Source organism: Streptomyces genisteinicus (assembly GCF_014489615.1).
Taxonomy (GTDB): Bacteria; Actinomycetota; Actinomycetes; order Streptomycetales; family Streptomycetaceae; genus Streptomyces; species Streptomyces genisteinicus.
On record NZ_CP060825.1, the window covers coordinates 6,015,090 to 6,029,923 of the forward strand.

The window sequence follows — 14,834 nt, forward strand, 5'->3', positions numbered from 1 at the left end:
AAAGGGCCGCGCTCCCCGCACCGGGATGCTGTTGGTTAATCCGGGCCCGGTTGCTTCGCCCCGCCGCTATGCGGCGGGGCGGAGTGCTGTCAGGTGGCTGGCGCGGGTTCGAGCGTGGAGTGTGCCCGTGAGCCAGGCGTCGATGCGGATGAGGTTGATCGCCGCGCCGGTGAGTTGGTGCTGGAGGCTTGTCTTCGCCATGCCTCGGTAGCGGGACCGGCGTAGATCGCAGGCACGGACCCCTTGAGAGATCGTTCCCTCGACCCCGGCGCGGATCGTGTATCGGGCCTTCCACTCGTCACCCTGCTGGAGTGCGCGGGCGTGCTGGAGGGCTTCGTACTCCTGGCGGGGACGCAGGTTGATCTCCCGGCGCTCGGCTCTGGGCGAGTTGACGCACTCGCGCAGCGCGGGGCACGAGCGGCAGTCGGCCTGGGAGAACCGGACCCGGATGGTCGGATGTCCGGTCCTGGAGCGGCGCTGGTGCCATTGGGTGCTGGCCACCCCCTTGGGGCAGGTCACACGCTGGTTGTCCCAATCGATGGCGAAGGCGTCCTGCCCGTAGGCGGTGCGGGTATGCGGAGCGGTCGTCGGCTTCATCGGCCCGTGCAGGGCGACGCCGTGGTCACGCCGTGCGGCGACCAGGGCACCGGCGTTGGCATAGCCGGTGTCCACCCAGTGCTCACCGGGCAGCAGGTCCCGCCCGGCCAGGCCGGCATGGACGACAGCGGCCATCCGGTCATCCGTCACCGTGGCGACGGTGGTGGTCACGTTCGTGATCAGATGCACCGTGTCCGGATCACAGGTCTCGGTCACGTGGACCTTGTAGCCGTCCCAGCGCACCTCCCCCTTGACCCCGCCGCGGGCCTCGGTGTCATACGGGCTGACCAGGCGCGTCGCACCCGGCGGCCGTTCTTTTGGGCCACGGCGCGCCACCTCGCCATCGACCAGGTGGAAGTGCTGGACCCACACCTGCCGCAGGACCTCCAGCTCCGGCAGGGACCGCAGCCGTGGCGGGGCGCCGTCGGCCCAGGCCATCCGCAGCAACAGCATTCCGTCGCCGCCAATCCGCCGGTATACCTGATCCCGTTTGACGCGAGCCTTGGGAAAGCGGGACTCCTCAGCCCGGGTCGCGTAATGCCTGAACCAGTCGGGCCTGGCGTTCTCGCCCACCCAGCCGGGCTCGGCGCGGGCCGCCGCGTTCAGCGCCGCGCGCAAGGTCTCGGTGACCAGCTCCAGCTGGTTGATCTCCCGAACCGCGGACAGCACATGTGTGGAGTCGGTCCGCGCGCTTGCTCCGGCAGTGATCAGCCCTTGTCGCCGGGCTGCCGACAGCACCCCGTCCAGGAGCTCCCGCCCCCCGTCCGCGCCGACCAGCCGGTCCCGGAACTCCGAGAGCACCGAGTAGTCGAAACCCGTGTCCGTCAGTTCCAGCCCGAGCGCGTACTTCCAGTCGATACGGGCCCGCACCGCCTCCGCGGTCTGCCGGTCGGTCAGCCCTTCCACGAACTGCAGCACCAACACCAGCGCCAGCCGGCCCGGCGACCACGCCGGCCTGCCGCGCACTGCGAACAGCGCCGCAAAGTCCCCGTCCTGGAACATGACCCCGAGCTCGTCACGGATCCGGATCGCCAGACTGCCCTTCGGGAACGCGGCCCGCGCCACGCGCACTGTCTCCACCGGGATCTCGCCCGACCCACCCGACCGCATCGACACAGACACCCTCCCCAAACGACAACGTCGGCCCCCGAGACACCAACGGGCCTCGGGAGCCGACGTCACGCAAGGGCCCGGATTAACCAACAGCATCCCCGCACCGGGAGCGCGGCCCGATCGTTCTACGCCTAGAAGATCACCCGGTAGGCGTTCCAGCCGCTGCTGCCGATCTTCACCCGCGGCTCGAACGGCGCGGCCGCGTTCCCGGTGCCCGAGTAGCGCCACAGGGCCCCGGCCGTGTCACGAGCGACCAGGTCGTTCACGCCGTCGAAGTCGAGATCGCCCACGCCGACGAGGGTGTTGAAGAGGTTCCAGCCCCCGCCGATCTCGGTGCGCGGCTCGAACGGGGCCTTGTAGTCGCCGGTGCCCTTGTACAGCCACAGCACACCGGAACCGTCGCGGGCGACGATGTCGTTCCTGCCGTCGCCGCTGAGGTCGCCGACGCCGGCGATCTGGCTGTAGACCTGCCAGCCGCCGCCGATCTCGGTGCGGCCGGTGAGCCTGCCGTCGCCGTAGCCGAGGTAGATCCACAGCGTGCCGCCGCTGTCCCGGGCGATGATGTCGGAGCCGGCCGCACCGCCGAGGTCGCCCGGCGAGTAGGCCTTGTCGTAGGCGTTCCAGCCGCCGCCCAGCTGGACGTACTCGCCCTCTTCGGACAGGTAGGCGAGATGCCCGTCGGTGAACCAGACGTAGAAGTCGTCGGCGACGCCGTCACGGTCGTTGTCGGCCTGGGTGGCGTTCTTGACGTCCCGCCACTGGTCGGTGACCCACCCGCGGGTGACGTAGCCGCCCCGGCCGTCGGGGATGTAGTCGTACAGCGTCGGGCCGGTGAGCCCGTGCAGGTTGCGGTATTCGCCGCGCGCCGCGCTGCGCTCGACGGCCGGAGCCGGGGCGGAGGCCGCCTGGGCCGCCCGGGCCGCCTGCGCGGCGCCGGTCGCCGTGTGCTGCGGACCGTCCGCCACCGCCACGCCCGCCCCCGTGGCGACGAGTGCCGCGGCGATCGCCGCGGCGGCGACACGGGACAGGACGCCGCCCGTGCGGTGGGAACCAGAGATCTTTGCCATTGTGTGTCACTCCGTGCGAGAGCGAACCTTCCCCCCCTGGGAAGATCACCGTACGCACAGGCTCCGTCACCACGTCCGCGCGATCAAAGCGTTCACCGGCGTGTCGCCGTGTCGCCGTGTCGCGTTCCCCGGGGCCGGCGTGCCCGGCGTGCCCGGCGTGCCCGGCGTGCCCGGCCGCCCTCCTGCCGTGCCCCGCCGCCGCGCCGCCCTCCCGCCCCGCCCTGCCCCGGCCGCGGCCCGGACACCGAAAGGGCCGCGCTCCGAGGAGCGCGGCCCTGTGGCGGAGACCGTCCGGGGACGGCCGCCGGATCAGTACATCAGGCGGTAGCTGTTCCAGCCGCTGCTGCCGATGAGGGTCTTCGCCTTGAACGGCGCGGCCGCGTTGCCGGTGCCCTTGTACAGGTACAGGGCGCCACCCGTGGAACGGGCGATCAGGTCCGTGGTGCCGTCGAGGTCGATGTCGCCCACCTGGACCAGGTAGTTGAAGGCGTTCCAGCCGCCACCGATCTTCGTGCGGGCGGTGAAGGGCTTGGCGCGGTCGCCGGTGCCCTTGTACAGCCACAGCACACCGGAGCCGTCGCGGGCCACGATGTCGTTCTTGCCGTCACCGGTGAGGTCGCCCTTGCCGGTGATCTGGTTGTACGCCTGCCAGCCGCCGCCGACCAGGGTGCGGCCGGTCAGCTTGCCGTTGCCGTACCCCAGGTACAGGTACAGGTTGCCCTTGGTGTCGCGGGCCAGCAGGTCGTCCGCGCCGGCTCCGGCCAGGTCGGAGGCGGAGAAGACCTTGTTGTAGATGCCCCAGCCGCCGCCGACGGTGGTGGCGGGCTGGTCCCAGAAGAGGCTCAGCAGGTAGCCGCCCTCCACCGCCCAGATGCCGTCGGACATGCCGTCGGCGTCGTGGTCGACCTGGGTCATGTGCGTGGTGCCGGCCCAGCCGCTGCCGGACTCGTCGCGGGAGTTGAGGCCGCCCTCGAGGTTCTGGGTGTAGCCCCAGATCACGCCCTTGCTGTCCACGCCGTACAGCGCGTTGTCCGGGGTCACCCCGGAGGTGCCCTGGATGCCGAAGGCGCCTGCGCCCTTGGCGGGCGCCTTGGCGGCGGACGTCGCGGACGGCGAGGCGTCGTCGGCGGACGCCGAACCGGCGGCGGCGCCGGTGATGAGCAGAGCCGCAGCGGTCGCAGCGGCGACGAGGCGGGCACGTGTCCGGCCGCGCTTGAGGCCAGAGAGTTCGGCCACGTAGGTCTCCATGAAGGTGTCTCGATGAGAGCGGTCCGCCCCGCTCCGCGCGGAGCGGGGCGGACCATCGTTTCCTCAGGATCTTTTCATATGACCTTCACACTTCGACGCCATTTTTATGTCCCGGAATCGCTACAACCGCCGCCCGCGGATGAGGCTTTGGAGAAGAATCAAAGCTTTGGGCGGTAAGCGGCATTTGCATGCCTTCGCCGCTCCGGACGCCAACGGGTCGCGCCCCGGGGAGCGCGACCCGTCCGTCCGGCGTGGTGCGCGCCGCTATCCGAGCAGTTCCACCTCCGCGAGCGTGCCGCCGCCGTCCGGGACGAGGCGGTAGTGGGCGTACGCCGCCGGCCGGGCCACCGAGAACACCCGGGTCTGCCTGTCCCAGGCGAAGGACTCGCCCGAGCGCCGGTCGAGTTCCTTCCACGTCCGCCCGTCGGCCGAGCCCTGGAGCACCCATCCCCGCGGTGCCCGGTCCTTCGCCGCCGAGGTCAGGGTGTACTGGACCGCCGTCCCGGCCTTCGCCACCGGCAGGTCGAGGGAGGTGAACTCCGCCGAGGTCGCCGAGGTGTCGTCGGCCAGCGGCCCGCCGCCGGTGGTGAGGTCGCGGCGCGGCGCGGGCACCGCGTCGTCGCGGGTGAGGGAGACGGGCGCGGCGTTCTCGCCGGTGCCCCACGCGGAGGGCTTCGGGCCCATCGCGAACTCCAGCGTGCCGCCCTTCGCGACCACCGAGTGCGGCAGCGCGGTGGACGTCCACGTCCGTCCGTTGACCTTCAGGCCCTGGACGTAGACGTTCTTGGCGCTGTTCCGGGGGGCCTTCACGACCAGCTTGCGGCCGCCCTCCAGATGGACCGTGGCCTTGGTGAACAGGGGGGAGCCGATGGCGTACTCGCCGCTGCCCATCACGAGCGGGTAGAAGCCGAGGGCGGAGAAGAGGTACCAGGCCGACTGCTCGCCGTTGTCCTCGTCGCCGTGGTAGCCCTGCCCGATCTCACTGCCGGTGTAGAGGCGGGAGAGGACCTCGCGGACCTTCTCCTGCGTCTTCCAGGGCTGCGAGGCCGCGTTGTACATGTACGTGGCGTGGTGGGCGACCTGGTTGGAGTGCCCGTACATGCCCATCCGGACGTCGCGCGCCTCCGTCATCTCGTGGATGACCGACCCGTAGGAGCCGGTGAACTCGGGTGAGGCCGTCTCGGGCGTGGCGAAGTAGGTGTCGAGCTTCTTGCCGAGCCCGGCCCGCCCGCCGTAGAGGTTGGCCAGGCCCCGACTGTCCTGCGGGGCGGTGAAGGCGTAGCCCCATCCGTTGGTCTCGGTGTAGTCGTGGCCCCAGACCCGCGGGTCGTACTCGGCGGACGGCACCCGCCAGTCGCCCTTCAGGTCGCGGCCCTGGAAGAACCCGGCCTGCTTGTCGAAGAGGGTGACGTAGTTCTGCGCGCGGCCCAGGAAGTACGCGGCCTCCTCCCGGTAGCGGTCCTTGCCGGTCTTCTTGTGGAGCGCCTCGGCCATCCTGGCGATGCCGTAGTCGTTGATATAGCCCTCCAGGGACCAGGACAGGCCCTCGTGGGTCGCGGTGGAGGCGTAGCCGAGGAACGGCGAGGTCTCCATGCCCTTGCGGCCGGTGCCGGAGGACGGCGGGACGACGGTGGCGTTCTTCAGCGCCGCCTCGTACGCGGCCTCGGCGTCGAAGTCGACCCCCTTGACGAAGGCGTCCGCGAAGGCGACGTCCGAGCTGGTGCCCGTCATCAGGTCCGCGTAGCCGGGGGAGGACCAGCGGGAGATCCAGCCGCCGTCCTTGTACTGCTGGACGAATCCGTCGACCAGCTCGCCGGCCTTCGCCGGCGTGAGGAAGGAGTACGCGGGCCACGTCGTCCGGTAGGTGTCCCAGAAGCCGTTGTTGACGTACACCTTGCCGTCGACGATTTTCGCGCCGGTCCTCGTCGGGGTGTCGGGGCCCGGCATGGGGGAGAAGGGGCTCGCGTACTGGTACTTCGGGTGCGCGCGCGTGCCGGTGTTCTCGTGACCCGCGTTCGGGTACAGGTAGAGCCGGTAGAGGCTGGAGTAGAGGGTGGTGAGCTGGTCGCGGGTGGCTCCCTCGACCTCGACCTTGCCCAGCAGCCCGTCCCAGGCCCCGCGGGCGGTGTCGCGCACCTTCTCGAAGCGGGTGCCGGACGGGATCTCGTCGGCCAGGTTCTTCTTCGCCTGGTCGGTGCCGATGAGCGAGGTCGCCATCCGCAGGGTCACGGTGCGGTCCTCGCCCGCGTCGAAGCGGAGCCTGCCGCGCACGCCCTCGGCGCCGGAGTCGGTGACCGGCCGGTCGAAGACGCCGTACACGAACAGACGGGTGGCGCCGGTGGACAGGCCGCTCTTGACGTCGGACCAGCCGGTGAAGGAGCGCGTCGCGGGGTCGAGGGTGAGGCCCGCCTCGTCGGTGACGTTGTCGAAGAGCACGCTCGCGTCGTCGCCGGGGAAGGTGAACCGCATCATCGCCGCGTGGTCGGTCGGCGTCATCTCGGCCTTGAGGCCGTTCTCGAAGGTCACCCCGTAGTAGTGCGGGCGCGCCGTCTCGTTGTCGTGGCGGAAGGGCAGCGCGCGGGCGGTCCGCGCGATGTCCGGGGTGCCGGACGCGGCCGACGGCATCACCTGGAAGGTCTGCCGGTCGCCCATCCAGGGGCTCGGCTCGTGGCTGGTGCTGAACGCCTGGATCGTGGGCAGGTTGTCCGCGTTGTTCCCGCGGGCGTACTCGTACAGCCAGCTCTTGGAACCGGCGTTGGTCACCGGCGTCCAGAAGTTGAAGCCGTGCGGGACGGCCGTCGCGGGGAAGGTGTTGCCGCGCGAGAAGGAGCCGCTGGAGTTGGTGCCGCGGGTGGTCACCGCGTAGTCCGACAGGTGGGCGGCGGGCTTCTCGGGAGCCCTGGGCCCGATGACGATGTCGTCGATCCAGCCCTGGAAGGCGGCCGGCCCCTTCGGGGAGTCGTAGGCCACCAGGACGCGGTCCACCGTCCTGCCCGCGGCGACGGCGCCGATGCCGGAGGCGACCGCGTTCCACTGGTTGACGTAGAGCCGCTTGGCGGCGCCCTGGCCCTGCGGGGTCATCGCCCCGCCGTGCGAGTCGACGGCGCCGAGCTCGCTGAGGTAGGTGCCGTCGGTGAAGGCGAGGTCGACCGCGACGTTGGTGGCGGGGTAGTTCAGGTCCGTCTCCGCCATCGCGGGGAAGACCTTGTAGGACAGCTCGGTGTCGCGGCGCACGGCCACGTCGACGTCGAAGACCTTGTTGTACGAGTAGGCCCGGCCGTCCGGCTTGTGGGTGCCGGCGTACTTCAGCGCGTGCTTGCCCGTGAAGCCCGCGCCCGCCTTGGCGGTGGGGGAGCCGCTGGGGCCCCGGTCGGCCTGGGTGCGCATGTCGTCGGGGACCGGCGTCGAGGTGTCGCCGTTCGAGAACTGGACGTCGGCCAGCTGCGTGGCGTCCGCGCCGTTGTTCGCGGTGATCTCCAGCCGGTAGTGCGCGTAGGCGGTGACCTCGCCGGGGGCGCCTATCTCATAGGTCTTCGTCTCGAACCGCTTGGCGAAGGTCTCGCCGGAACGGGTGTCGAGGACCGTCCAGTCGGTGCCGTTCGCCGAGCCCTTGAGGGTCCAGTCGCGGGGGTCGCGCTCGGCGTGGTCGTTGGCGGAGGTCAGCGCGTAGGCGGCCACCTTGACGGGCGCCGCCGTGTCGAACTCCACCCAGGCCGTCGGCTCGAACGCCAGCCACTTGCTGCCGGGCGAGACGTCGACGAGGTTCTCCTTGGTCTCGCCCCCGCCCGCGTTCTCGTCGCTGGCCCGCAGCCCGGTGACCTGATCGGTGACATTGCCCGGAATTCCGCTGGAGAATCCGCCGTCGACGCCGGATGACCGCTTCTCTCCGTCCTTGCCGAGTTCTACGGTGTTACGCCAGTCCGGTTGTGCTTCGTCCGTTTCGAAGGATGAGCTGAAATTCCGGTCCGCCGAGGGCGATTGCCCCGGTGTTCCGGGCAGGGCGACGGCCGCGGAAGGGGCCGTCAACACGAGGAGTGAGGCGCTCACCGCCAGGGTGAGGGCGCGGACGTGTCGGTTCCGGGGTCGGGGTCTGGGCTGCATCCCGGGTCTATCCTCCTGGGAGACGCGTTGGACAACGTTGTCATTCGCGAGGTGCAGGGTCCAGTAGGGAGGCAAGTGGCAGACGGTGTCAAGGGTGTTGGGGGTGTCGCCGGGACGGAATGCGCCATTCCGTGAAGAATGCAGTGCTCGTAAGGGTGCAGACGGGGTTCATGTGTCCGCGAGGTCTCAACTCGGGAAAGACTGCCGTGCAACCTTGCATTCGATCTTGCTCAGTTGGCGGGAAGTGGACTATACCTGTCGGCGTCCGCAGAGATGTTTTCGCGGGCAGGGGGGACGGTGGGGGTCACGGTCACGCGGACGACGGCCGTGAATTCCGCCCGCCCTCCTGCCGGCCGTGCACGACCCGAGCTTCACTGTGCTTCCCTACGGAAAAGCGCAGCAACTGACCGCGGTAACGGGGCCCTTCGCCTGAGGCGAGCCTACGGGCGACCGGTACACCGCCTGAGTCCTGGAGAAGGCGAGGACTTGAGCATGGGATCCACCTCCACCTCGAATACGCACGGTGAGGGCCTCAGCCGTCGGAATCTGATCAAGCGGTCCGCCGCACTCGGTCTGATTGCCGTACCCACGATGAGCTTCCTGTCCGCCTGCGCCAGCAGCGGCGGCGGCAACGACCAGGAGAAGCAGAAGGGCGAGGTGACGAAGGACAACCCGTTCGGCGTCACCAAGGGCGGCACGCTCGACGTCGTCATCTTCAAGGGCGGCTTCGGCGACCAGTACGCCATCGAGTGGGAGAAGCTCTACAAGGCCAAGTACGGCCCCGAGATCAGCCACCTCGGCACCCAGGAGATCACGGGCAAGCTCCAGCCCCGGTTCAACGCGGGCAACCCGCCGGACGTCGTCGACAACTCCGGCGCCCAGCAGATCAAGCTCGACGTGCTGCACAAGAACGGCCAGCTCGCCGACCTCACCGAGCTGCTCGAGGCCCCCGCGCCGGACGACCCGAGCAAGAAGGTCAAGGACATCCTCGTCCCGGGCACCGCCGACAAGGGCTTCATCGGCGGCAAGATGCACTCCCTGAACTACGTCTACACGGTCTGGGGCGTCTGGTACTCGGGCAAGATGTTCAAGGACAACGGGTGGGAGGTGCCGAAGACCTGGGACGCCTTCCTGCAGATCATGCAGGACGCCAAGAAGAAGGGCATCGGCGGTCTCGCCCACCAGGGCAAGCACCCGTACTACATCAACGTCATGATCATGGACCTGATCGCCAAGACCGGCGGTCTGGAGGCCATGAAGGCGATCGACAACCTCGAGAAGAACGCGTTCGTCGGCAGCGAGGCCGCCAAGCAGTCGATCGAGGCCATCTACGAGATCGTGGACAAGGGCCTGCTCATGCCGGGCACCAACTCCCTCGACCACATCGAGTCGCAGACCGCCTGGAACGAGGGCAAGGCCGTCTTCATCCCCTCCGGCTCCTGGCTGGAGAACGAGCAGCTGAAGCAGACCCCGGAGGACTTCGACATGAAGTTCCTGCCGATGCCGCTGCTGCCCGGCAGCAAGCTGCCGTTCGAGGCGATCCGGGCCGGCGCGGGCGAGCCGTTCATCGTCCCGGAGAAGGCCAAGAACAAGGCCGGCGGCCTGGAGTTCCTGCGCCTGATGTGTTCGAAGGAGTGGTCGACCAGCTTCGCGCAGCAGGCCAACTCCCTGACCATCGTGCAGGACGGCGTCGACAAGAGCGTCCAGCTCCGCTCCGGCACCAAGTCCGCGGTCGAGGCCGTCGACGCGTGCCCGGTCGACCAGCGCTTCGACTACTTCTACATCAACTGGTACAGCGAGATGGACGAGTCCATCCGTACCGCGTCCGCCGAGCTGATGGCCAAGCGCATCACGCCGGCCGAATGGCTCAAGCGGGCGCAGGCCGCGGTCGACAAGGCGGCCAAGGATCCGGCGAGCGCGAACAACAAGCGTCAGTAGCCGAGGCCGGAAATCCAGGGGCAGGGTGCCATGCAACAGGGAAAGTACCGGTTCGTCACCGGTTTTCTGATCGTACCGGTCGTGCTGTACGCGGTCTTCATGATCTGGCCGTACATGCAGACCTTCGGATACTCCTTCACGAACTGGCAGGGCCAGTCGCAGGAGATGAGTTTCGTCGGCCTCGACAACTACACCGCGTTGTTCTCCGACTCGGTGTTCCTGAAGGCTCTGTGGCACAACGTCCTGCTCCTGGTCTTCCTTCCCGTCGCGACCATCCTGCTCGCCCTCTTCTTCGCCTACATGGTGAACGTGGGCGGGCGGGGCGGCGCGGGCGGAATCCGCGGCGTCGCGGGATCGGGCTTCTACAAGATCCTGTTCTTCGTCCCGCACGTCCTGTCCATCGCGATCCTCGCCGTGCTCTGGCGGGCGATCTACCGGGGTGACGTCGCCGGCCTGATCAACGGCGTCTTCATCAAGCTCGGCCTCTCCGACCCCGCGCACCCCATCGAATGGCTCAACGAGCCCGATCTCGTGCTGTGGTGCGTGGCCTTCGTGCTCCTGTGGTGGGGCGTCGGCTTCTACCTGGTCCTCTTCTCCGCCGCGATGCAGTCGGTGCCGAAGGAGATCTACGAGGCCGCCCTGCTCGACGGCGCCAGCCGCACCCAGTCCTTCTTCCGGGTCACGCTGCCGCTGCTGTGGGACACCGTCCAGACGGCCTGGGTCTATCTCGCGATCCTGGCCATGGACTGCTTCGCCCTGATCTCGGTCATGACCCCGGGCAACAGCTACGGCGGCGGCCCCGACCACAACAGCGAGGTCATGGCGACCTATCTGATGCGTAACTTCCTCTCCTTCGGGAAGAGCGGCTACGCCTGCGCCATGGGCGTCGTGATCCTGGGCCTCACGCTGATCCTGTCCCTCGTCACGCTGCGGATCAGCCGCCGCGAGCGCATCGAATACTGAGCGGGGAACCACGCCATGTCGAACACCCGGACGATCGACGGCGTCGCCAAGGACGCCGTCCCCGGCCCGCGCGACGCGAAGAACGGCGCCCGGCCCCAGGGAGCCGGAGGGAAGGGAGACGACGAGGGCAAGGTCCTCAACGTCTTCTCGCACGGCTTCCTCATCCTGTGGTCCGTGATGATCGTGCTGCCGCTGATCTGGCTGCTGCTCGGTTCCTTCAAGACGGACACGGAGATCGGCTCCAGCGCCTGGTCGTGGCCGTCGAACTGGAACTTCGACGCCTTCGGGCGGGCCTGGGAGAAGGGCATCGGCGACTACTTCGCCAACACCCTGATCGTGCTCGTCTTCTCCATCCCGCTGACCATGCTGCTCGGCGCGATGGCGGCCTACGTCCTGGCGCGCTACGAGTTCCGCGGCAACCGCTTCTTCTACTACTTCTTCGTCGCGGGCGCGATGTTCCCGGTCTACCTGGGCCTGGTGCCGCTGTACTTCCTCGTCGACATGCTCGGCATGCTGAACACGTACCAGGGCCTGATCCTCGTCTACATCGCGTACTCGCTGCCGTTCACCGTCTTCTTCATGCACGCGTTCTTCCGGACGCTGCCCACGGCCATCCACGAGGCGGCGGTGATCGACGGGGCCTCGCACACCCGGATCTTCTTCCAGGTGATGGTCCCGATGGCCAAGCCCGGCCTGCTCAGCGTCGGCATCTTCAACGTCCTCGGCCAGTGGAACCAGTACATCCTCCCGATGACCCTGATGCAGCAGCAGAGCGGCTTCGACAAGGACCGCTCGGTGCTCACCCAGGGCCTGGTGCTCCTCAACCAGCAGCAGGGCTACGAGGGCGACCTGCCGGTGATCTTCGCCGGTATGACGATCGCGATGCTCCCGGTGATCGTCGTCTACCTCTCGTTCCAGCGGCAGGTCCAGTCCGGCCTGACCGCCGGCACCCTGAAGTGACCCGTCCGTAACCCTCCGTTCAGGGCCCCGTCGTGCGTCGGCACGGCGGGGCCCCGGCGCGTCCCGCACAGGTGTCCCGCGATGCTCATCGGAGGTTGCCCCCGCTCAAGGTCTTGACGGAATAACCCCCCGAGAGTTGAACTCAGAGTTCACAAGTTGGAGAGACGTCGGGGTTCCCTTGTGGTGGCCCCGGCCGGGGGCGGTCGTCGTGCCGTCCTCCGGGGGCAGGAGTGGATGAGTCGATGGAGACTCCGGGATCGCAGACATCTCTGCACCGGGCCAACCTCGAGCGGGTCGTGCGCGCCGTGCGCATGGCCGGCTCGCTCACGCAGGCGGAGATCGCCCGGACCACCGGGCTCTCCGCGGCCACGGTCTCCAACATCGTGCGCGAGCTGAAGGACGGCGGCACGGTGGAGGTGACGCCGACGTCCGCCGGCGGCCGGCGTGCCCGCAGCGTGTCGCTCAGCGGCGACGCGGGCATCGTCATCGGCGTCGACTTCGGCCACACCCACCTGCGGGTCGCCGTCGGCAACCTGGCCCACCAGGTGCTCGCCGAGGAGTCGGAGCCGCTGGACGTGGACGCCTCGTCGGCCGAGGGCTTCGGGCGGGCCGAGGTGCTCGTCAAGCGCCTGATCGAGGCCACCGGGATCAGCCCGGACAAGGTCGTCGGCGTCGGGCTCGGCGTGCCCGGCCCGATCGACGTGGAGTCCGGCACCCTGGGGTCCACCGCGATCCTGCCGGGCTGGACCGGGATCAACCCGAGCGAGGAGCTCTCCGCGCGGCTCGGCGTCCCCGTGTACGTCGACAACGACGCCAACCTCGGCGCGCTCGGCGAGCTGGTGTGGGGCGCCGGGCGCGGGGTGAAGGACCTCGCGTACATCAAGGTCGCCAGCGGTGTGGGCGCCGGGCTGGTCATAGAGGGCCAGATCTACCGCGGGCCCGGCGGCACCGCGGGGGAGATCGGGCACATCACGCTGGACGAGTCGGGCCCGGTGTGCCGCTGCGGCAACCGCGGCTGCCTGGAGACGTTCGCCGCGGCCCGGTACGTCCTGCCGCTGCTCCAGCCGAGCCACGGCACCGACCTGACCATGGAGCGGGTGGTGCAGCTGGCCCGGGAGGGCGACCCCGGCTGCCGCCGGGTGGTGGCCGACGTGGGCCGCCACATCGGCAGCGGCGTGGCCAACCTGTGCAATCTGCTCAACCCCAGCAGGGTGGTGCTCGGCGGGGATCTGGCCGAGGCCGGCGAACTGGTGCTGGCCCCGATCAGGGAGTCCGTCTCGCGCTACGCCATCCCCAGCGCGGCACGGCAGCTCTCGGTGGCGCCCGGGGCGCTCGGCGGCCGCGCGGAGGTGCTCGGCGCGCTGGCCCTGGTGCTCAGCGAGATGGGCGATTCGACGCTTTTGCAGGGAGCCGACACGGCTGTGCCTGCCGGCGCGCTCGCCTTCACTTAGATAACGGATGGCACCGTTGTCATCTCGTTAAGGATTTACTCCTTGACGATGGCGGCGGGGCGGAGTTGACTTCCAGCCACCTCGGCCGCAACGACGCGGCCTCGTCAGGGAGGTTTACAACGTGAACGCACATCTGCGTCGTGCCGCCGTTGCCGCTGCCGCCACCGCCATGGCCGTCTCGCTCGCCGCGTGCGGCAGCGCCAAGGAGTCCGGCGACAGCACCAAGGAGTCCGCGGAGAAGAAGGGCGACGACATCACGATCGGCCTTCTCCTCCCGGAGAACCAGACGGCCCGTTACGAGAAGTTCGACAAGCCGCTGATCGAGAAGAAGATCGCCGAGCTGACGGACAACAAGGCGAAGGTCGTCTACGCCAACGCCAAGCAGGACGCCACGCTGCAGACGCAGCAGGTGGACACCATGATCACCAACAAGGTCGACGCCCTGATCGTGGACGCGGTCGACTCCAAGGCGATCGCCGGCGGTGTGAAGAAGGCCAAGGACGCCGGCATCCCCGTCGTCGCCTTCGACCGTCTCGCCGAGGGCCCGATCGACGCCTACACCTCCTTCGACAACGAAGAGGTCGGCCACGTCCAGGGCAAGGCCCTCGTGGAGGCGCTGGGCGACAAGGCCGAGGGCGGCCAGATCGTGATGATGAACGGCGCGATCACCGACCCGAACGCCGCGCTGTTCAAGAAGGGCGCGCACGCCGAGCTCGACGGCAAGGTCACCGTCGGCAAGGAGTACGACACCAAGGAGTGGAAGCCGGAGAACGCCAACGCCAACATGGAGGCGGCGATCTCGGCTCTCGGCAAGGACAAGATCGTCGGCGTCTACTCCGCCAACGACGGCATGGCCGGCGGCATCATCACCGCCCTGAAGGCCGCCGGCATCAGCCCCCTCCCGCCGGTCACCGGCCAGGACGCGGAGCTCGCCGGAGTGCAGCGCATCGTCGCGGGCGAGCAGTTCATGAGCGTCTACAAGCCGTACGCGCCGGAGGCGGCCGCCGCCGCCGAGATGGCCGTCGCCCTCGCCAAGGGCGAGTCGCTCGACTCGATCGCCACCTCCAAGGTCGACAGCCCCACCACCAAGGGCGTCCCGTCGGTCCTCGTCCCGGTCGTCTCCCTGACCAAGGACAACATCCAGGACACCGTCGTCAAGGACGGCGTCTACACGGTCCAGGAGATCTGCACCCCGAAGTTCAAGGCGGCGTGCGACCAGCTCGGCCTGAAGTAGCCGGCAGCGGTCTCCGGGGGCCCGGACGGGAGCCCCGGGGCCCGTGCTCGGCGCACGGCTCCCACCGTGCGCCGGGGCCGCTCGCCGGAGTCCGCGCCGGGGCCGCACAGGCCCCCGGCACACGGGCTCCGGTTCCGTGCGGGGCGGGTGTCGTCCCGCGGA

The 14,834-nt window shown here is 69.2% G+C and carries 9 protein-coding genes; 5 read left to right on the forward strand and 4 right to left on the reverse strand.

From position 1 onward, the window contains the following. Nucleotides 1-66 precede the first annotated feature (66 nt). The 4 genes from IAG43_RS25870 to IAG43_RS25885 all read right to left on the reverse strand — a co-directional run bounded on the left by IAG43_RS25870 (nt 67) and on the right by IAG43_RS25885 (nt 8,126). On the reverse strand, nt 67-1,713 hold the full coding sequence (locus tag IAG43_RS25870) for an IS1182 family transposase (protein WP_187742175.1): 1,647 nt from the start codon (nt 1,711-1,713) through the stop codon (nt 67-69). Nucleotides 1,714-1,841: 128 nt separating this feature from the next. Next, nucleotides 1,842-2,777: an FG-GAP repeat domain-containing protein gene (locus tag IAG43_RS25875; RefSeq protein ID WP_187743073.1), complete on the reverse strand. Its 936-nt coding sequence runs from the start codon at nt 2,775-2,777 to the stop codon at nt 1,842-1,844. A gap of 309 nt (nt 2,778-3,086) precedes the next feature. Beyond that, nucleotides 3,087-4,013: an FG-GAP repeat domain-containing protein gene (locus IAG43_RS25880; RefSeq protein ID WP_246574564.1), complete on the reverse strand. Its 927-nt coding sequence runs from the start codon at nt 4,011-4,013 to the stop codon at nt 3,087-3,089. Between the two features lie 276 nt (nt 4,014-4,289). Next, nucleotides 4,290-8,126: a GH92 family glycosyl hydrolase gene (locus IAG43_RS25885; protein WP_187743075.1), complete on the reverse strand. Its 3,837-nt coding sequence runs from the start codon at nt 8,124-8,126 to the stop codon at nt 4,290-4,292. Between the two features lie 492 nt (nt 8,127-8,618). Between IAG43_RS25885 and ngcE the strand changes: the two genes are divergently transcribed. The 5 genes from ngcE to IAG43_RS25910 all read left to right on the forward strand — a co-directional run bounded on the left by ngcE (nt 8,619) and on the right by IAG43_RS25910 (nt 14,672). Then, nucleotides 8,619-10,064, forward strand: coding sequence for an N-acetylglucosamine/diacetylchitobiose ABC transporter substrate-binding protein (gene ngcE / locus IAG43_RS25890; RefSeq protein WP_187743076.1), 1,446 nt, complete (start codon nt 8,619-8,621; stop codon nt 10,062-10,064). Nucleotides 10,065-10,094: 30 nt separating this feature from the next. Further along, nucleotides 10,095-11,027, forward strand: a complete 933-nt coding sequence (locus tag IAG43_RS25895) for a carbohydrate ABC transporter permease (protein WP_187743077.1) — start codon at nt 10,095-10,097, stop codon at nt 11,025-11,027. Between the two features lie 15 nt (nt 11,028-11,042). Beyond that, a complete protein-coding gene (locus tag IAG43_RS25900) occupies nt 11,043-11,987 on the forward strand; it encodes a carbohydrate ABC transporter permease (protein WP_187743078.1) in 945 nt (314 codons plus the stop codon). Between the two features lie 242 nt (nt 11,988-12,229). Next, nucleotides 12,230-13,438: an ROK family transcriptional regulator gene (locus tag IAG43_RS25905; protein WP_187743079.1), complete on the forward strand. Its 1,209-nt coding sequence runs from the start codon at nt 12,230-12,232 to the stop codon at nt 13,436-13,438. 121 nt (nt 13,439-13,559) lie between these two features. Then, nucleotides 13,560-14,672 carry a substrate-binding domain-containing protein gene (locus IAG43_RS25910; protein ID WP_246574565.1) on the forward strand — a complete coding sequence of 371 codons (1,113 nt, stop codon included), beginning with the start codon at nt 13,560-13,562 and terminating at the stop codon, nt 14,670-14,672. Nucleotides 14,673-14,834 lie beyond the last annotated feature (162 nt).